The organism is Cellulophaga sp. BC115SP (assembly GCF_009905545.1).
Lineage (GTDB): Bacteria > Bacteroidota > Bacteroidia > Cytophagales > Spirosomataceae > Flectobacillus > Flectobacillus rivi.
Map to the genome: position 1 here is coordinate 13,901 of NZ_JAAALB010000013.1, position 20,966 is coordinate 34,866.

Annotated in this window: 14 protein-coding genes; 4 read left to right on the plus strand and 10 right to left on the minus strand. The window is 38.1% G+C overall.

The window, feature by feature from the left end:
* Positions 1-63 precede the first annotated feature (63 nt).
* The 7 genes from GVN22_RS11860 to GVN22_RS11890 form a co-directional block, all read right to left on the minus strand.
* The gene (locus GVN22_RS11860; protein ID WP_166551245.1) at positions 64-2,772 is read right to left on the minus strand and encodes a sensor histidine kinase; all 2,709 of its coding nucleotides are present in this window, start codon (positions 2,770-2,772) and stop codon (positions 64-66) included.
* Positions 2,765-2,989 carry a hypothetical protein gene (locus GVN22_RS11865; protein ID WP_166551246.1) on the minus strand — a complete coding sequence of 75 codons (225 nt, stop codon included), beginning with the start codon at positions 2,987-2,989 and terminating at the stop codon, positions 2,765-2,767. The genes GVN22_RS11860 and GVN22_RS11865 overlap by 8 nt, the downstream gene beginning before the upstream one ends.
* 520 nt (positions 2,990-3,509) lie before the next feature.
* Complete coding sequence (locus tag GVN22_RS11870) at positions 3,510-3,737, minus strand: DUF6814 family protein (protein ID WP_166551247.1); 228 nt, start codon at positions 3,735-3,737, stop codon at positions 3,510-3,512.
* Between the two features lie 372 nt (positions 3,738-4,109).
* Positions 4,110-5,672, minus strand: a complete 1,563-nt coding sequence (locus tag GVN22_RS11875) for an MFS transporter (RefSeq protein WP_166551248.1) — start codon at positions 5,670-5,672, stop codon at positions 4,110-4,112.
* A 120-nt stretch (positions 5,673-5,792) separates the two neighbouring features.
* Positions 5,793-7,268 carry a hypothetical protein gene (locus GVN22_RS11880; RefSeq protein WP_166551249.1) on the minus strand — a complete coding sequence of 492 codons (1,476 nt, stop codon included), beginning with the start codon at positions 7,266-7,268 and terminating at the stop codon, positions 5,793-5,795.
* Between the two features lie 294 nt (positions 7,269-7,562).
* Positions 7,563-7,982 (minus strand): helix-turn-helix domain-containing protein, encoded by a 420-nt coding sequence (locus tag GVN22_RS11885; RefSeq protein WP_166551250.1) that lies wholly within the window; start codon positions 7,980-7,982, stop codon positions 7,563-7,565.
* Between the two features lie 582 nt (positions 7,983-8,564).
* The gene (locus GVN22_RS11890; protein ID WP_166551251.1) at positions 8,565-10,055 is read right to left on the minus strand and encodes a helix-turn-helix domain-containing protein; all 1,491 of its coding nucleotides are present in this window, start codon (positions 10,053-10,055) and stop codon (positions 8,565-8,567) included.
* Between the two features lie 350 nt (positions 10,056-10,405).
* Between GVN22_RS11890 and aceB the strand changes: the two genes are divergently transcribed.
* From aceB to fbp, 4 genes are all read left to right on the plus strand, one after another.
* Entirely contained in the window at positions 10,406-12,031 is a 1,626-nt protein-coding gene (gene aceB, locus GVN22_RS11895) for a malate synthase A (protein WP_166551252.1), read from the plus strand.
* A gap of 425 nt (positions 12,032-12,456) precedes the next feature.
* A complete protein-coding gene (gene aceA / locus GVN22_RS11900) occupies positions 12,457-13,746 on the plus strand; it encodes an isocitrate lyase (RefSeq protein ID WP_166551253.1) in 1,290 nt (429 codons plus the stop codon).
* 501 nt (positions 13,747-14,247) lie between these two features.
* Entirely contained in the window at positions 14,248-15,825 is a 1,578-nt protein-coding gene (pckA, locus tag GVN22_RS11905) for a phosphoenolpyruvate carboxykinase (ATP) (protein WP_240915624.1), read from the plus strand.
* A gap of 845 nt (positions 15,826-16,670) precedes the next feature.
* Complete coding sequence (gene fbp / locus GVN22_RS11910; protein ID WP_166551254.1) at positions 16,671-17,714, plus strand: class 1 fructose-bisphosphatase; 1,044 nt, start codon at positions 16,671-16,673, stop codon at positions 17,712-17,714.
* Between the two features lie 330 nt (positions 17,715-18,044).
* On the opposite strand, the gene GVN22_RS11915 is transcribed toward fbp, so the two are convergent.
* The 3 genes from GVN22_RS11915 to GVN22_RS11925 form a co-directional block, all read right to left on the minus strand.
* A complete protein-coding gene (locus tag GVN22_RS11915; protein WP_205690871.1) occupies positions 18,045-18,911 on the minus strand; it encodes a carbon-nitrogen hydrolase in 867 nt (288 codons plus the stop codon).
* Between the two features lie 5 nt (positions 18,912-18,916).
* Complete coding sequence (locus GVN22_RS11920) at positions 18,917-19,900, minus strand: glycosyltransferase family 9 protein (protein ID WP_166551255.1); 984 nt, start codon at positions 19,898-19,900, stop codon at positions 18,917-18,919.
* Between the two features lie 352 nt (positions 19,901-20,252).
* Entirely contained in the window at positions 20,253-20,963 is a 711-nt protein-coding gene (locus tag GVN22_RS11925; protein WP_166551256.1) for a hypothetical protein, read from the minus strand.
* Positions 20,964-20,966: the final 3 nt, after the last annotated feature.

Consider the following 20,966-nt stretch of genomic DNA (forward strand, 5'->3'; position numbering starts at 1 on the left):
CTTGTTCTCCAATACTTTATTCCACTTTGCCACTTTGTGCCTGTTCACTTTATCCCATTTATCCTATACCACAGGAAGCATAAAGGTAAATTTGGAGCCATGTCCTACTTCGCTTTCCACCCAGATTTGACCTTGGTGTAGTTCAACGATTTTCTTGGAAATAGCTAAGCCCAATCCACTTCCTTTGGGTTTTTTGATAGTTTGATCTTCTGCTTGGAAAAATTTGTCAAAAATCAGTCGCTGAAACTCTTTGGCAATCCCTACGCCATTATCTTGGATACTCGTATAAATCGCTCCTTCGACATAATGTGTTGCTATTTGGATTTCGCCTTTGTCAGCCTCACAATATTTGATGGCATTGGATATAAGATTTACCACCACTTGTACCAACTTATCTCTATCTGCTTCAAATTTTGGCGCAAAACGATCTGGTAAGAATACTACCTTAATACCTTTTTCTTTAGCTGGTTGGTATAACGCATCTATACTATCTTTAACAATTTCCTGTATATCTACATTTTCTTTAATCAATTTCTGGCGACCAGATTCATATTTTTCTAAATCTAGTACTTGGTTAATTAACCGACTCAAACGGTCAGATTCTTTTACTACAGTACCTAAAAAATGCTCACGTTCTTCTTGATCCATGTCAGGATTATCGTACACAATTTCTGATAATGCCCTAATAGAAGTCAGTGGAGTACGTATTTCGTGTGCTACTGTCGATAAGAAGTCATCTTTGAGTTTATCGGTTCTCTTCAAAATCTCATTGGCTTCCTTAAGTTCAGAAGTAGCTTTTTCTAACTCGATGGATTTTCTTCTCAGTTCCTTATTGTTTACCATCAGTTCTTGAGAGGCTCTTAAAATATTGATAACCTCATCCATCGAAATATGTTCTTCTTTCGAAATTGAAGCTACCATGATACGAGCGGAGGCGGCTCCCACAACACCTGCCAAAAGCTTTTCGGAATAAGTAACTAACTTTGGGTCAGCCTTTTTGTTTTCTAAATTTAAACTATGCTTTTGTGCAAAAAGCCTCAGTACCCTGTCGGTTCGGCGTTCGCCAAAAAAGTTGTTTAGTAAAGTACGTATATCATTCAAATAGGCGGTTCCACGCCAGATAGTAGTGTTGTCAGTAAACTTGGAGTGGCTAAACACATCGACGAAAGTTACAGCCTGATTGAGTTCAATAGAAGTAGCTTTGGTTATGAGTGAAAAAGTGACATAGCTACCTATATTGAAAAACATGCTCCAAAACATCCCATGCGAAATATCGTCCATGCCTTCTAAGCCAAATAGGGCAGAAGGACGTAGGGCTTTGATACCCCAAAGGCCCTCTTCCAAAATGGAATGAGGAAATAATCCTGCGCCAATCAAGGAAGGAAGTACGAGGGTATAAAACCAAATAAATGTTCCTGACAATAACCCAATGATTGCTCCTTTTCGATTGCCCTCTTTCCAATAAATACCTCCAATAATGGCAGGTGCAAATTGGGCAACAGCGGCAAAAGAAACCATACCGATAGATACCAGCGAGAAATAGCGTGCAATCGCTTTGGCATAAATATAAGCTAACAGTAGGATGATAAATATACTGACTCTTCGGATGTTGTTGACTAAGCCACTTAGGTTGTTTTCATATTTGCCGATGACCTTGGGATATGCCAATAAAATCGGCATGACTAAGCTATTAGAAACCATGATACTTAGGGCAATAGTTTCGACAATAACCATACTCGTTGCAGCCGAAAATCCTCCGATATAGGTTAATAGTGCCAAAAATTTTGCATCGTATTTTAACGGAATCGCTAATAGATAATTGTCTGGATTGACATCATGATTGGGAAAAAGCAATTCTCCTCCGAACGCAATAGGCAACACAAAAATGTTGATAATCAACAAATACAGTGGAAACAACCACATGGCTTTGTTGAGGTGTTTTTCGTTGACATTTTCGACTACCGCCACCTGAAATTGTCTAGGTAAAAACAAGATGGCACTCATTGATAATGCCGTATGCCAAAACCACGAGGAATATTCACCTTTGTTGCCATCCATCAAAAACTGAGATTTTAATTGCGGGTGTAAAGCTGCTTTGTTGAAAATATCGCCAAAACCATTAAAAATGCCGTAGGTTACAAAGATACCCACTATGATAAAAGCCAATGCTTTGATGATTGATTCGGCAGCGATGGCTGCCACCATTCCTTCATGGCGCTCGGTAGAGTCGATTTTTCTGGTACCAAAAATAATGGTAAAAAGACCCAAACCCATTGATATATAGAAGGTAAGGTCGTCTAGGAAAATGTGGCTATTAGAAGGTGAATCGGTGCGTGTTAGGATTCTAAAACTACTAGAGATCGCCTTGAGCTGAATAGCAATATAGGGTAATACTCCCACCAAAGATACAAGCGTGACGATAATACCAAGCGTTACGTTTTTGCCATATCTGGAAGAAATAAAATCTGCAATAGAAGTGATGCGATATACTTTGGAGATACGAATGATTTTGCGAATCACCAACCACCAAAGAGGCATCATGAGGGTTGGACCAATATATACTGACAAATATTCGATGCCATAGCTTACAGCTCGTCCAACAGAGCCATAGAAAGTCCATGCCGTACAGTAAATAGCCAAAGAAAGCGCATATATGTATGGGTTTGTTACAAGGCTTTTGCCTTTTTCGGAACGTTTTTCGGCCCAATATGCTACACCAAATAAGAATGCCAGATATAGCAGGGAAGCCAAAACTAAGATTAAGCTATTCATCGTGATTTGAATGGTCTTGGTTTTTGTTTAGCTCTCTGACATTTAAGTAAATAACGATAATCAAAATCAGCCAAAGCACAAAAACATATAGAAATAGGCTTGGAATGCCTGCTATTTGGGTATCCAGATTGAAGATTGATATAATCGGAAAATTATATAGCAGCAAAAACAAGCAACTTATGATAAAAAGTCTTTGCTCTTTTAGTGATTCTTTCATGTTTTTAGGAATACGGTCGAATTGCTACAGCATTGTCACCAGGCTCATATTGATGATATTTTACCGATGACCAAAGGCTTTATGCTGAATTTGTCTATTTTATCTATTTGTATCATTACCAATTTACCAGAAATATACTTTCTCTTGATTTTAGACGATTCAAATTGCCCCAAATTTTTGATTTATTGAGGAAAACTGACTTGTCAAGTACCTTCGAGGAGGCTATATCTAGTATATATACATAATTACTGACTGTGTCAAGCAAAATAATAACAAATAAGACTTATTCAATAAAAAATAGACAATTACTTAGCTAAGTTGGTAGAGTTTTTGGAAAGAGGTATTCCCATAAACTAAGAATGTATGCCAAGAGCCAAAAATGACTTCATTGACATACATTACTCAACTCATCTATCCCTAAAAACTATTTTATGTTTTGGTTTTTGGTGTAAAGTATTTAGTGACTAAATGACTTTACACCATCAACAATTTTCAAAAGGTCAAAAGCCATCAGACCTGATTATGCATTTTCTTCGCTAAACTCTCCTTGAAGAGCGTATTTTCCGAAAATTAGTAAACCACCTGTAATAATTGGCGTTAAGATAAACATGATGATAATACCAAATACCAAGTCATCTTGTTTTCCAGAGCTCAATTTAGGAAGCCCTAATACTGTGATGCCAAACCAAGCGGCGGCGATACCGAGGAGGATCCAAACGATACCTAAGATTTTTTTAATTCCGTCCATTTTGTATAAAAATTTAAAATGTATTCAATAGAAGTTATTCGTTAATTGTAATCTGTGATTAGAAAGCTAAAGCATGTTTGAATTTTACAAAATATTCAAAGCAAATGTTTCATAGCTTTCTGAAATCCTATTGTTTGAGCCGCAGGCGAGTTTAGGATTTCTTGACTTTCTTTTGTTACTTTTCTTGTGTCAAGACAAGAAAAGTAAGGAGTGGCGAAGGGAAATTTCGTTCTTTCGACAAACACCCAATGAAATTTTAAAGATACACTTATTCATTCATCAGAAAATATCAACAGATAAACCCGCCTTTATGTTTGTTACTATTGATTGATACTGGATTTAATAGTACTTATTGCTCAAAGCCTACAGCCATTACTCTACTCCTCCTTTTTTCTCTTTGATATAAAGCAAGCCGATGACAAAACAGATACCTGCAATTAACATTGGGTATTTCAAACCCTCTAAGTATGGCTGTGAGTTAACAACTGCCTGACCAGCTTTTTCGGCTGCTTCGTTGGCATCTTTTGCTTTAGAAACTAAGTAAGTAGCAATCGCTGGCATCAAACCTCCGAATACACCGTTACCAATGTGGTATGGCAAAGACATAGACGTGTAGCGGATTTTTACTGGGAACATTTCTACCAAGAATGCAGCAATTGGTCCATAAGCCATTGTTACAAATAACAACTGAACAAATACCATCCAAATCATAGTCCATTTGTCGCCTTCGTTCAATTTAACAGTTTTAACAACATCTGGTTTTGGAGCTTCTTTTGATGCATCTGCCAATACAGTTACTTTTTTCACTTCTTTGTATTTTGTACCGTCTGTGTATTCTTTTGTCACGGTCGTTGTAATCAAAGAATCTGCTGTACCTTCTACCAAAGCACGTTTAACTTCTTCTGTAGTTTTAGCCGTAATTTCTTCTTTGTTCTTAGTGTTGGCAGTCTGGTAGATTTTCTCATAAATAGGACGGTAGCAAAGTACGCCTAACAACATACCAGTCAACATGATACCTTTACGACCAATTTTGTCTGATAACCATCCAAAGAATACGAAGAACGGAGTACCCATCATTAGGGCAATAATCAAAAGGGTGTTGGCTTGTTGGAAATCAATATTACAAATTTTCAACAAGAAGGTCTGCGCGTAGAACTGACCCGTGTACCAAATCACCCCTTGACCCATCGTAGCACCAAACAATGCAAGCAAAACGTATTTGAAATTGTACTTGTTACCAAACGACTCTTTCAATGGATTAGCCGATGTTTTACCTTCTGCTTTAGCTTTTGCAAACAAAGGCGACTCGTGCATATTTTTACGAATTAAGACAGAAACATATACCATGATGATAGATACCCAAAACGGAACTCTCCATCCCCATTCTTCAAATTTTTCTTTACCTAATGACGATTGTGTAATCAAAATCACTGCCAATGAGATAAACAAACCTGCCGTTGCAGTAATTTGAATCCAAGAGGTCCAAAAACCTTTTTCGTTGGCAGGTGCGTGCTCTGCAACATACGTAGCAGCGCCACCATACTCGCCGCCCAAGGCCAAACCTTGCAACAAACGAAGTACTAATACCAATAGTGGCGCAAAGAAACCGATCGTTTCATAACCAGGCACACAACCGATAGCGAAAGTAGCACCACCCATCAATACGAGTGTTACCATGAAAGTGTATTTACGACCAATCAAGTCACCAAGACGACCGAAGAAAAGTGCACCAAAAGGACGAACTACAAAACCCGCTGCAAAAGTGGCAAGTGTTGACAAAAATGCCGCTGTAGGGTTGTCCTTTGGAAAAAACTGTGTTGAGATAATAGTGGCTAAGCTTCCGAAGATATAAAAGTCATACCATTCGATGAGGGTTCCAACCGATGAAGCTCCAATGATGGATGCTAGTCCTGCGGTAGATTTCTTTTCTGACATAGTTGCTAATGGTTAAACGGGGTTAATACTTTGATTTAGGGTAAAGTGGAAGTTCGAGGGGCTTAGTTCTACGCGCTCAGCCCCTCTGGCCTTGCTTTACAATTTTTTGTAAAAGTGATTTTAGAAATTATATACTACTACTGCTTGTAAACGATGGTTTGTGGCTGTAAATGAACGAGCTAAATCACCGCTTGCAGGCTTGAATGAGATGGTACTTGGTAATGTTCCTGAAGCATCTGGCACAGTGCTGTCTACATCTGCCCAGTTCATTGATGAGATTTCGTATTCAAGAGCAAACTTCATTTTACCTGAATAGAAATCAACTCTTGGCGCTAATCTGAACATGCTATCAAAAGTTCTTGTGGTACTGATGCCTCTTCCTAAGAATGCCAAGCTTCCGCTTTGAATATCAGATTTGTTAATAGCATCTGACAAACCTAGGTTTTTCATATATCCCACAAATACAGCAGGTTGTACTTTCTTTGATTTAGTTGAAATCAATTCACCCCAAAGGTTCCATTGATTTTGCGCTGCGTATTTCCACTCACCAGTGGTGGCATTACGATATTCAGCCAAACCACCTAAACCAACATACTGAGTATAGCTTTGACCATACGTTGTATGAAACTTGGCGGTCAAATTATTGGAGGTATATTTGGCATAAGCCAACAAATTGAGCGTAAATAGGTTTGTCGAAATATTCTTAGAAACATTCGGAGCGCCTGTTCCTCCCCAAACGCCTGTACTAGGGTTTTGTGTATCTGTAATTCTTGGGCGGATTGTATTGCCTTCTAAACCAATGCTTGCCAAAAACTTCTTGTTTTCTACACCTAGTTGTGCTGCAAATGATGGCGTAGTGGCAAATTTGTAAGCGTCAACACCAGTTCCCGAACCAAATGTACCTGCTGGGCTAAATCCTTGTAAATCATACCCAAACAACATTCCAGTAAAAGATACAAGGCTCGAAAGTTTGTGTGTCAAGCGAACTTGTGGTATAAACGAGAATGGGTTGAAAGGAATCCCCGTGTTAAAGTTGGCTGTTCCTGGAAAGCACTTTGGTATAAAGTTTGGATTCCAGTATTGTCCTACCAATAATTGTGTTTTGTTCCAATCCAAGGCTACATAAGCATGGCGTAAACGTAGTAGGTTTTCTGTTCCGCCTCCCGATGTTCCTGCGGTTCCGTTGGTGATACCAAAGAAATCAGTTTCTAATACTCCACTTGCTTTGGCACCAAAAGCGCTAATGCCACCGAATTTTACGCCTAATCTTGTAACAATAGCCGAATAACCAAGTTGTGGAATGGCATTTCCGTCGTCGCTACCGTTGGGTGTTAGTGTTGTTCCTGAACGAGTTGGGAGGTTGGTGGCATCTGATGGATATACATCTAATACCCCATCTCTCAAATCTAAATTTCTTCTTGTATTATAGTAAATATCATTTCTCACAAACCCGTACACTGTCACTTTTTGCTCAGCAGGTGCCTCTGTTTTAGCTGGCGTTGACGCAGTTGTTGAACTAGAGGATGTGCTACTTTGAGCGACAATGTTAGACGTGCAAATAGCCGTGCCTAACACCGACAATAAAAATCTTTTCATAATCGAAGAATGGTTTTTGTGGTCTTGTTTTGTTATAAAATTGCCTTATGAGGGTATTTTCAAAAAGAACTAAAAACAGCTCTATGGTTTTGTTTTGTTGTAATATTCTGTGCTTTTTTTGCACTGGTTTATGATACAAACCTCATAAAAAAAACTATACCAGCAATAGCAGTGGTATAGTTTTGCAATTTTTGTATAGTTTTAAGACTATTTTATTCTTCGAAAAATGATGAAATTAGTAGTTAGGTAGTGTTTTCGGTAATAAATCTACATTGAAAAACCTATCGTTTTTACTTAATGCTTTAGTCTTTCCCATTTGATGAGCATGAATTTGTCGCCTAACTCAGTTACAATCATTCCTGCTCCTTTAAGATTTTCTCTATTAGCATAAAATTCAGCTAATTCTTTGTGGTTCAGTATTTTATATGTCGGATGGTATTCGTTGCCCTTTGGTACTTTAATCTGATATTTCTTTACCCAGTTCATCACAGATACGTGTGAAACACCCAATAATCGCTCAATTTCGCGGTAAGTAACTCCTTCAATGTATAGCTGAAGCGCCTTAATTACATAGTATTGAGAAATACCTTTACCAAGCTTCTCTACGGTGAAGTTATAATTACAAGATTTACACTTGAAGCGCTGCTTATCCTTGATAACTCCGCTTTTGGTGACTAGAGAAGAGTCACATTTTGGGCAATTTGGGTTTTTCATAGATTTTTTTGTGATATATTACGGTTAGCAAATATATATCATTTGAGCAACAATATAAAAGTTTTTAGATACTTATTTTTTCTACTGAAATAATCCGAATTAGAGGTTTTATTCAAAATATTATTCTAAAAATGGATAATTATCGAAATATTATTTGTTTTGTCCAAAGTCAAGTATAAAACGTTGTACAAAACGAAGAATAATTGGACTTAATTTTTTTTTCAGTAAAAATGAAATTTTTGTCATTTTACGATAGGTCGAAATCATAAATTTCGAATAATTGCTCAAATCTTCTCTCAAAATTCTCATAGTCTGCGACTTGTTGAATCTGTAAGTTGTACAAGACAAAGACAAAAGTGCCTAGGATTTCATGCTTTTTGACAAAGTATTTTCGTTTAAGATAACTTTATATACCAATTACTCAGCTATTTCATAGTTAGGTAATAATCCTCCCAAAGATGACATTATTACGATTTTAAGCAATAAGTTGTAAGCCTTTGGCAAAAGTGGTTCCATTATTTTAACGGAAATACGTTTAACCTTTTAGCTTACGAGCTAAAGCCTTGAGTACATAAAATTAATCTACTCCAAAGAGGCAATCGCTTGTTTGAGGCGTTCTAGCGAATGTTTTTTCTCAAGCACCAAGGGTGGTTTCATACGTTCAGCACAATCTACAGCACCACATCTCTCACAGGTTTCATTAACTTTTCGTCTTGGTAAAGCTGGATCGTTGAGAAACTGAGCCATGCTACGAAGGTTATCATCAATCGCAAAACCAAGCGTTATACTACTATTCATTTTTTTGTTGGGTGGCGAGGGTTTTGCCAAAGACATAACAAAATAATGATTGTTGGTATCAATGTATTCTGATACCTGCGCTTTACACAATACTTTTTCTGGGTCGTAACCTTCTTCTTTTTGGATTTTTTCCAAATCTTTCAGAATAGTTAACGAAACCCATCGACGACAATAATGCTCGTTGAGTGCCGTACCATGTGGCGTATGTAATTTTGCCAAGTGCATTTCTTTGGTCAAGTAAAACAGCTTATGATCTACTTCATTATTAAAACGCAAAAAGAAAAGGTTGTTAATCTTGAAATGACTTGTCATCAAGTTAGATAAGCGATGATAGAACATTTCGGGCGTTGCATTAAACAAGCGCATAATGCTCAACATCATATCGCCATTCCATTTGGGACTAGCAAAGAAATATGTCAGTCGGTCAACCAATACATTTTTGTTGATGAGTACCGCACCTGCAAAGTAGGATGCTTTGAAATTGTTTAGTACTTGTTCAAAAGAGTTTACCTCTATGACCGACGAGATATATGGACGATTTTTGAGTTGCAAAAATTGGTATCCCAACTCACGACCAAAAGTAAAAGCTCTTTGTTCGGGACTTAAATCACCATTGACCAATAATTTTGATGTTTTGGGATTATACACCGAGCGTATCGTTATCAAATCAGGATGACTTTCACGCGTGAATTCTTCTATCTGATAGCCATAGAAATTTTGGAGAATGTCAGATAATAAGGTATCGTTGGGTGAAGTGATTTCCGAAATCTCGAAAAGCTTACGAAACTGCTGTGCTGATTCTTCAATATCGGGGAAATAATTGTCATACATTTCCTGATACGAGCGTAATACCGAAAAGTAAAACTGCTCGACGCGCATATCGTAGTTGCGACTTATTTCGATAATCGTACTAATAAAGGCCGAAATTTTGGCTGGAGCTTCCGACATTAGCTCAATGAAGTCGGCTGGTTCAACCCCAAAAATCTCTAAAGGTAGTTCTGTTAGGATATTCGAGTTGAGTAATTCGGCAATAGGTTCGAGCTGTTTACTCAATTTTAGCGATACCAAAGAATCATAATCTATATTTAAAGCATCGGATAGCGCCATGATTTTTTCGGTTTTGGGATATTTTTTCCCTTTTTCTATCTCATTCAAATAGGAGATAGACAAACCCGATTTTTCGGCAACTTCGCTCAATGAGAGCTTTTTGTCTAGTCGTAACTGTCTGATTTTCAGTCCGAAAATTATTTTTACTTTATCGCTGTTCGCACTCATATCTTTTATAGTTTTTCCAAAATTACGTATAAATTTTTAAAGAAAATAACGAAATATTAAAATTTAGCGAAATTTCGCTTGTTTTTTAAATTTCGCATTTATAACTTTGTTTCGAAGTTCAGCAATAAGTTATTTCTTTTTCATCAGATATAAGAAAAAGCTTTAGCGAATTTTCACCAAAAATAAAAAAAGCCATCTTTTCTGTCAATGTAGTGCCCAAGCGCCGAAACCAATGCAGTAAGCAGAGAAGAAAATCAACAAAATGGCGCTCGAAGTAAATAGTGTTTCTCAGATACTTTTGCTCAAAGCCTTTAGCTCTGAAAATAACAAAACAAAACCACCAGAAAGACATGAATCAGCATTCAATTCAAGGAGTGGAGATATTGGGAGAAGTATCACCGCAGTTTGAGACCATTCTAACCAAAGAGGCATTGACCTTTGTGCGCGATTTGCAAAGAATGTTCAATCGTCAGCGCTTGGCTTTGCTCAATAATCGTGTTCTGCGTCAAGAACAAATCAATCAAGGTATTTTGCCAGATTTTTTGCCAGCAACAGCTGAGATTCGTCAGGCTGACTGGAGTGTTGCCCCAATTCCACAAGATTTACAAGATCGTCGTGTTGAAATCACAGGACCCGTAGATCGTCGTATGGTAATCAATGCGCTTAATTCTGGTGCAAAAGTTTTTATGGCTGATTTTGAGGATGCCAACACGCCTTCTTGGAGCAATGTGATTGAAGGGCAAATTAATTTACGTGATGCCATTCGTAAACAAATAGATTTTACGGCTGATAATGGTAAATTTTATGCCCTAAATCCCGAAGTGGCGGTTTTGAAAGTTCGTCCTCGTGGTTGGCACATGGAAGAAAAACACGTTCTAATTGATGGGGAGCCCGCTTCGGCTTCGATTTTTGACTTTGGTTTGTATTTCTTTCATAATGCCTGGGAATTGATCAAACGTGGAAGCGGTCCGTATTTCTATTTACCCAAAATGGAAAGTCATCTGGAAGCTCGTCTTTGGAATGATGTTTTTGTGGCGGCACAAGATGCTTTAGAAGTTCCACAAGGTACGACCAAAGTAACTGTTTTGATTGAAACCATCATGGCAGCTTTTGAGATGGATGAAATCCTGTACGAACTACGAAACCATATTGCTGCGCTCAATGCAGGTCGTTGGGATTATATCTTTAGTTGTATCAAGAAGTTTCATCAATATGCCGACCGCCTTCTTCCTGACCGTGCTCAGGTAACGATGGCTGTACCATTTATGCGTGCTTATGCAAAATTATTAGTGCAAACTTGTCACAAGCGTAAAGCTCATGCCATAGGAGGAATGTCTGCGTTTATACCTAACCGTAAGGATGAAGCTGTCAATAAAATGGCTTTTGAGCGAGTAAACGCCGATAAAGAACTGGAAGCTAGTACAGGTTTTGATGGAACTTGGGTTGCTCACCCCGATTTGGTGGCGGTGGCATTAGTACCATTTAATAAAGCTTTGGGAGAAAATCCAAACCAAAAGCAAGTAATGCTTGAAAATGAAGTCATTACTGGTGCCGAGCTAATCAACTTTACGATTCCGAATACAGCTATTACCGAAGCAGGTATCAGAATGAATATCCAAGTAGGTATTTTGTATATCGAGTCATGGCTGAGAGGTGTAGGAGCGGCAGCAATCCATAACCTTATGGAAGATGCAGCCACGGCCGAAATCTCCAGAGCTCAGGTATGGCAATGGCTTCATCATGGTGCCAAAACCGACCAAGGACAATTGATAGATACAGATTATTATAAGTATTTGCTCAGCGATGAAGTCCAAAGAATCAAGCATTTAGTAGGAATTGAAAAATACGATGCTGGCAAATTTATAGAAGCAATCCAATTGTTTGACAAGCTTGTTTCACAAGAAGGATTCGACTATTTTCTAACAACTGATGCTTATGAAGTACTTCTTACTCAGGAGGAAGCGCTTCAGAGTTAGGAGTTGTGAGTGAGCACTATCTATTTCGGATATCGGATGTTGGATTTCGGAAATGTAACCTACTTTTTTATTTATGATTTGTCATAAATAAAGATATTTCTCATAAAATAATTGAAGCTTTTCTGCCTATGGCTCACAGTCTAAAGGGTATTAATAACCAATAACGGTTCGGCGGGGTGTTAGCCTTGAGACACCCCAATGAGCTTATTTAGCTATACTTCTAGAACGATAGTACTTTGATGAGTTATGAGTTTTGAATGCTGAGTTTTGAGGTTAATGATTTGGTAGTCAGTTGTTTGTGATTTTAAATCAAAATTTACTTCTAATAATTCACCACTCATCACTCATCATTCACAACTCATCAATAGTCTGGTTCTGCTATGTGTATGCTTTTCTTATAACAAAACAAAAAACTAATTGAAACCATGAAAATTTCACAAGAAGAAAGAATCCAACAGTTGGTAACTGATTGGACTACAAACCCTCGTTGGGAAGGAATCGAAAGACCTTATAGTGCTGAAGAAGTGGCTCGTTTGGCGGGTTCATACAAACTTGATTACAGTATTGCACGTATGGGTGCAGAGCGCCTTTGGAACTTGTTGAAAAATGATCATTGGGTAGCTGGATTGGGTGCATTGACAGGTAACCAAGCCGTACAAGAAGTACAAGCAGGTATGAAAGCCATTTACTTATCTGGTTGGCAAGTAGCTGCGGATGCGAACTTGTCGGGCAATATGTATCCTGACCAAAGTTTGTATCCAGCCGATAGCGTTCCTGCGGTGGTGAGAAGAATTAATAACGCACTATTGCGTGCTGATCAAATACAAAATGTTAATGGTGATGGGGACGTGCATTGGATGGTACCCATTGTAGCCGATGCAGAAGCAGGTTTTGGCGGTAATTTGAATGCCTTCGAGTTGATGAAATGGATGATCGAAGCAGGAGCATCTGGCGTACACTTCGAAGACCAGTTATCTTCTGCTAAAAAATGCGGTCACTTAGGAGGAAAAGTATTAGTGCCAACACAAGAGGCTATCAATAAATTAGTTGCGGCTCGTTTGGCAGCAGATGTAATGGGCGTACCAACCTTAGTAATTGCTCGTACCGATGCAGAGGCAGCTAATTTGATTACGGCTGATGTAGATGAAAGAGATTTGAAATTTATCCAAGCCGACAAAGGAAGAACTTCGGAAGGTTTCTTCTATGTGAAAAATGGTCTTGAACAAGGTATCGACCGTGGCTTAAGCTATGCGCCATATTCAGACTTAATTTGGATGGAAACAGGTAATCCAGATTTAGGAATGGCTCGTGAGTTTGCACAAGGTATTCATGCCAAGTATCCAGGCAAAATGTTGGCTTACAACTGCTCACCATCATTCAACTGGGCGAAATTTATGGATGAGAAAAAAATGGAAACATTCCGTGAAGAATTAGCGGATATGGGCTACAAATTCCAGTTTATTACCTTGGCAGGTTTCCATGCTTTGAATACCGCTATGTTCGAGTTATCCAGTGCGTATGTACAACGTGGAATGGCTGGTTTCTCAGAATTGCAACAACGTGAATTTGCTTTACAATCTAAAGGCTTCAAGGCCGTAAAACACCAAGCATTTGTAGGAACAGGCTATTTTGACGCAATTCAAAATACCGTTACAGGAGGCTTGGCATCTACGGGCGCCTTGAAAGGCTCAACAGAAGAGGAGCAGTTTCATTAAAATAATTATGAGTTGTGAATGTTGAATTGTGAATTAGTATTGTTCGGAGGATTTCTAATAATTGCGGATTTGGGATTTCTGATTTCGGAAATAAGGTTAAATACCTTTGTTTTTTAAGAAATGTAAAAAATTACACTTCCGAAATCCAACATCCGATATCCGAAATAAACAGTTTTAGAATCATTCGTAAACTCTTGATTCACTAACTCACAATTCAAATTAGGTGAATAGTTTGGTTTGGATAAAGTCTGTCTCGTATGTCAGGCAGGCTTTTCTTCTCAAAATCAGTATTTTGACCAATATTCATCAGTGCAAAAGATAGATAATCATGATAGTTTCAGGTAAATAAAAGGAAAAGTAAAATAACTGCTTTTCCCCATTGGCTGTTTATGATCTTCAGCCTCAATTACTCCTATTATTCTTGCTAAAGTGGCATCAACTTATTCACCAAATAAAACGGTTGCCTAAAAACAGCCATTCATTCAAATCAATACAATCGTTATGAAACATGATATGCTAGCAGTAGACCTGAGCAAAACTGCCAAACCAATCGTTAATCATCCAGTATTCAAACTGCACGGTGATATTCACCTTAATTTGCGTGTATCGACTTTGATTCAGGAAGCATTAAAGAATCAAGAAGGCGTATTGACTGATACAGGAGCTTTTATGTGTGATACTGGAAAATTTACGGGTCGCTCGCCTAAAGATAAGTTTTGTGTGTATGATGATAAAACTGCCAATACAGTTTGGTGGGGCGACATCAATCAGGCGTTTGAGGCCGACAAGTTTGAGGCTTTATATCAGAAAATGATTGCGTTTGTGGCAAATAAAAAGTTGTATGCTCGCTATGCGTATGCGTGTGCGTCGCCAACGCATCGTTTGAATATATTGGTGATAAATACTTTGGCATGGCATAACTTGTTTTGTAATCATCTATTTCTTCGTCCAGAAGAAGAGGAGCTCGATACATTCGAACCAGAATGGGTGATCTTAAATGTTCCAGAATTTGAAGCTGACCCTGCAGTGGATGGTACTCGTCAAGGTAATTTTACCATTATTGATTTTACCCGTAAGATTATTTTGATTGGTGGTACTGGTTATGCAGGTGAAATGAAAAAAGGCATTTTCACCGTTCTGAACTATATTTTACCACAAGAAAAACAAGTTTTATCTATGCACTGCTCAGCCAATATTGGTGCTGAGGGTGATACTGCTCTTTTCTTCGGTTTGTCAGGAACGGGTAAAACAACGCTCTCTGCCGACCCTGATCGTAAGTTGATTGGTGATGACGAGCATGGCTGGTCAGACGAGGAGGTATTCAATTTTGAAGGAGGGTGTTATGCCAAAGTAATCAATTTAAGTGCTGAGCAAGAGCCAGAAATATTTGGCGCCATTCGTTATGGAGCTATTCTCGAAAATACTCGATTTGTCGAGGGAACAACAACCGTAGATTATACCAATCAAAGTGTAACTGAAAATACTCGTACAGCTTATCCTATCAACTATATCCCTAACGTTGCGGAGCCATCGATAGGAAGTTCACCTAAAAATATTTTCTTCTTGACGGCTGATGCTTTTGGCGTATTACCGCCAATTGCGAAGTTGAACAAAGAGCAAGCAATGTTCTATTTCGTCTCAGGCTATACCTCAAAACTAGCAGGTACCGAAATGGGCGTAAAAGAACCACAAGCCACATTTTCGGCATGTTTTGGTGCGGCATTTTTACCTTTACATCCTTTAAAATATGCCGATTTGTTAGGGAAAAAAATCAATAATGGGGAAGTAAATGTATGGTTGATTAACACTGGCTGGACTGGTGGACCTTATGGTATTGGCTCACGCATGAAGTTGAAATACACTCGTGCTATGATTCATGCGGCATTGGAAGGAAAATTTGCTGACACGGTTTTTGAAAAACATCCGATTTTTGGTATTGAAATCCCAACGGAATGCCCAAATGTACCTACCGAAATTCTAAACCCAATCAATACTTGGGAAGGTCCAGAGGCCTACACCGAAAAGGCTAAATATTTGGAAGGCTTGTTTGAAGAGAATTATAAAAAATATGTTGGTTAGTCACAGTTCAATAAATTAGGATTTTTTTAATATATCAAAAAGCTGGACTTTCATGGAAATGTCCAATACAATTCAATGAGATTTAGTATTATATTACCTATTTGTTGAAATATTTTAGGATAATGTCTGCCCACGAGATTAGATTTGTTTAATGCTGTACTTTTAATAAGTGTAAGCCTATCAGACAATTCTAATCTCGTGTTGGTTTTGAGGGAGTTTGGATGTTGATTTTCTGGAAAAAATAGAGAATCAATAAAAAAATATTACCCCAAGCAGGACGGAATAGGAAAGTTTTGTGATTTAAGTTCAATAGGTTTGCAGTAAATAACTTATTCGGTTATTGGTTGTTGGCATATAAATGACATGATTTGGAGCAATGATTAGCTGGTAAATCAATTTCAAATCATGACTTGTATGTCAACCTCAATAGTTGAATAGCTACCAAAACAATCTAATATATCTTATGGGTATATGGGGGCTTCAGCTAGCTTAAAACTGTTAGCTTGATTTGAATCATAAGTAAGTATTGTGCGTAGGAAATAAGGCCTAAGAAAGGGGGATAAACTGGTAATATCCTCATTCAAATGCTACAATTTTTCCGATGTGTAATTTCTTATATTATGCCTGAAGAGTAATAGATGAACAAGGATGTTATTATTGGATATATTCAAGACACTCAAATAGTAAAAGTCTTGTCAATTTATTCAAAATAAGCCTTCAAATCATTACTCCATGCTCACATACCTTATGATTGATTCTGTTGGCGCGGTGAAAAGTTTGTTACAAGCTACCCATAACCACTGTACTTAAAAATCACGTGTTACTCTTAAAACCAAGTGAAGAATATGACAGCAGAATCAACCCTTGCACTACCCGTTGGTACTACCCTCGACCGCTTTATTATGCGTCAACAAGAAGCTTTTGCTTTTGCTAAAGGAGAGCTTTCTCAATTGTTGCGTGATATTGCTCTTGCTTCTAAAATTATTGGCCGTGAAATCAACCGTGCTGGTCTTACGGATATTACTGGAGCACTAGGTCGTGAAAACGTACAAGGCGAAAGCCAACAAAAACTAGACGTAATTGCCAACATTCGTTTCAAAAGAGCATTAGTGAATGGTGGTGAGGTATGTGGTATTCTTTCGGAAGAGGAGGACGACATTATCCAGACTGGTAACAACAATGCCAAGTATGTGGTGGCAATGGACCCACTCGATGGTTCGTCAAACATTGACGTAAATGTTTCGATTGGAACAATTTTTTCCATTTACCGCCGTGTAAGTCCGATTGGTACTCCAGCTACCCTCGAAGACTTCATGCAAGGTGGTCGTAAACAGGTGGCTGCGGGCTATATCTTATATGGTTCGTCGACTGTGATGGTTTATACTACTGGCAAAGGAGTGAATTGCTTTACGTACGAAAATGCGCTTGGTGAGTATTTCTTTTCTCATGCAGATATGGAAATGCCTACAACGGGTAAAATCTATTCTATTAATGATGCTTATTATGATGAGTTTGCTGAACCAATCAAATCTTTTATTGGGGATATGCGCAAAACTTCTGGTGCAATGGCTCGTTATATCGGCTCATTAGTAGGTGATTTTCATCGTAACTTGCTCAAAGGAGGGATTTATTTGTATCCACCTACGCGTAAAGCCCAAGATGGGAAACTTCGCTTGTTGTATGAATGCTATCCACTAGCCATGATTACCGAACAAGCGGGAGGGAAGGCTACCAATGGTATTTGCCCAATTTTGGATGTTGAACCTACGCAGATACACCAGCGTTCTGCGATTTATGTAGGCTCTTCCGAATTGGTCGATGACCTCGACAGTCGTTTGGCTGCCTACCACGAGTCTGTAAGTCGTCAGCTCAACGAGACGATTGTATAAAATCTATGATAATTTCCTGAAAAATATGATACAAAAAAGACCGTTCCACACCCGAACGGTCTTTTTTATGTGAGTACTAAGGCAAAATTAAAATAATTTCACTGCTTTAAGCTCTAGGCTTTATGCAGTAGGCTAAAAGTTAAAAAATACTTTTCATGAAATAATACGAGCTTTTTGCCTAATGCCTACGGCTTACAGCCTAATGCTTAATAATTCAATTTAATTTTACCCACTTTAAGCTCTAGGCAATAGGCTAAAAATTTGAATATGCTTTTTATGAAACCATAGAAATATTCTACCGAGTGCCCATAGCTGACAGCCGAAAGCTTTCTAATCAATATATCTCTTCAAAATAGGGTCATAGCTATCAATACGACGGTCACGCAAATATGGCCATGTGCTTCTGTAGTATTCTGTTTTAGCTAAATCTATTTCTTGAACATGAACTTCTTCGTTTTCGTGTGACCCAAGATATAGCAATGAACCAAACGGATTTGCCACAAAACTTCCACCCCAAAACTGTTGATCAGCTTCGCGACCTACACGGTTGACTGATACTACGTGTACGCCATTGGCTACAGCATGCGAGCGCTGAATCGTCTGCCAAGCATTGTATTGCTCACGGTTGGTATTGGGATCGGTTTCGTTGGTATCCCAACCAATAGCGGTTGGATAAAACAACACTTCGGCACCCATCAAAGCCGTAATGCGAGAGGCTTCAGGGTACCACTGATCCCAGCAAATTAGGATACCAATTTTAGCAAATTTGGTATCGAATACTTTGTATCCCAAATCGCCTGGCGTAAAATAGAATTTCTCATAATACCCCGGATCGTCTGGAATGTGCATTTTACGATATTTTCCTAAATACGTTCCGTCAGCATCCAAAACTGCCGTAGTGTTATGATATAATCCAGCGGCTCTTTTCTCAAATAATGAAGCGATAATGACAACGCCCAATTCTTTGGCAACAGCCGATAAGGTATCTGTCGATGGGCCTGGAATAGCCTCTGCTAATTTGAAGTTTTCGTGGTCTTCAACATCACAGAAATATAATGAAGTAAATAACTCTTGAAGACAAACAATTTGAGCGCCTTTAGCGGCTGCTTCACGAATACCCGCAATAGCCTTTTGCATATTGCTAGCCACATCAACCGAACAAGACATTTGTACTAGGCCAATATTTACTTTTTTCATGATATTTAATTTGTTTTAAATAAATTCTGTTCTAAATCTTTAAAATTCAAATCGTTGACGCATTTGAAATGCCCCAGTGGGCACTTTTCAAACCCAATTTTAGAGCATGGTCTACATCCGATTTCCTTATTTTCGATAGCTACAAATGGTGTTTGATAAGGATACATCCCAAATTCAGGAACTGTATTTCCCCAAATCGATACCACTTTCTTTTTTAAGGCAGCCGCTACGTGCATCATGCCTGTATCGTGGCTAATTACCCAAAGCGATTGTTGAATCAATGAGGCTGATTGATTGAGATTACAATTGCCACAAGTATTCAGAATAACCTTTCCTTTAAGTACTTTCACCACCTGTTCAGCTTCTGTTTTATCCTCTGGTCCACCAATCAGAATAATCGGATGCGATACCTCTTGGCATACTTCAATGATCTTTTTTACAGGAAGTTTTTTCGTTGCATGTTGTCCGCCAATGGCATAAACCACAAATCCTTTACGATATTCTTCTGGAAGCCAATCCGTTGGTAATTGGTCTTTTTCAGGAATAAAATAATCTAAGCCTTTGTTGTCATTCTTAATGCCAAGCGTTGCGGTAGTAGCCAAATAGCGCTCTACGATATGCACATGAGGCATCAGATTTTTTTTAAACTTAACTAAAATCCATTTTCTGAAATTGAGTTTGTCAAAACTAAAGGCTTTTACCCCCAACCTAAACTTAATAATTCGGGTTCGCAAATTGTTGTGAAGGTCGATGACATAATCAAATTGTTCAGCTTTTAGTTCATCTACAAAAGTCGATAATGAGCCCTCCAACACGTGGGTTTTATCCACATACGGATTGTTGTTCAGTAAAGACTGATAGCTTTTTTTTGTCGCAAAATGTACTTGAGCATCAGGATATTGTTGCTTGATACAGCGAATTACGGGAGTTGTCAATACAATATCACCAATAGATGAAAAGCGAAGAATAAGGAATTTTGTCTGAGGCATGGTGGCCAGTGTTAATTTTTCGCAAAGATACACAAAATACTTTTCCGAATCACTTTGCGGGTGCTTTTGAGCTATTGTCTTAACGTAGGAGTAAAGAATATAACCTGCCTTAGATTTTTGCTACGACTTTATTATGACCTAAAAACAATAATAGGCATCTCTATCGGGAGAAGCCTATTAATAAGATTACCTAACCACTAATTGTTATTTGATGAGAACCTCAAGCGAAAGTTTATAAAACGTCGGAGATTACACACTCACAAATATTCAGAAAGAACTTTCATACAAACAAACTATGGTTTGTAACAGGTCTATTTCGATTTGTATATGGGCGATATGAACTAACAACTGGTTAGTTAGAAAGCTTTTTTAATACATATTTTTCTTTTCCTTTGCGTCCTTTCATACAATCTTTGGTATCTGGGTCTTGCTGTTGACAGTCGATATTATAGATAATCAAAGAGTCGTCTTTAAACTCATAAATGTAAGATTGACCAGTCATAGCGTCTTTGACTTTGTTGAGAACAATGAGGTCAAACGGTAGGATTTTTTCAATAAAATCACATTTCGGGAAAAAGTATTTGATATTAGGTAGCCCCGTTACTGTGCCATTTGCATTAAACTTGACTGGTTTACCATTTAATTCATAGTTGCCCTCAAATAAGATTTCCTCCAAACACATCGTTGGGTCGGTCGACTTAATTTTGACAAAGGTTTCTTTACCAACTTTGATTTTCTTGTCTGCATCAATAATGCTTATCGCTCCGATTTTTTCTTTAGGTTCGGTGCGCCATAATTCATAGCCATTACCAACAGGTTTTAATACTGTTTCTTCGCCTTCATGGAAGTTCCAACCCAGAAACTGCCCGCCTTTAAGTTGTTTGCTAAAAACAATATTACTCTGAAAATAACTAGAGAAAGCTTTCATGGGCGATTTGGTTTTCATGAGTGTATTGTAGTACTTTTCATTAATCCACTGTCCAGCGAAAGGATTGGTTTGAGCAAAAAGATTTGGCGTTAATCCGAATAGGAAAACGAAGATTTTGAAATAACGAAAGGTCATTTT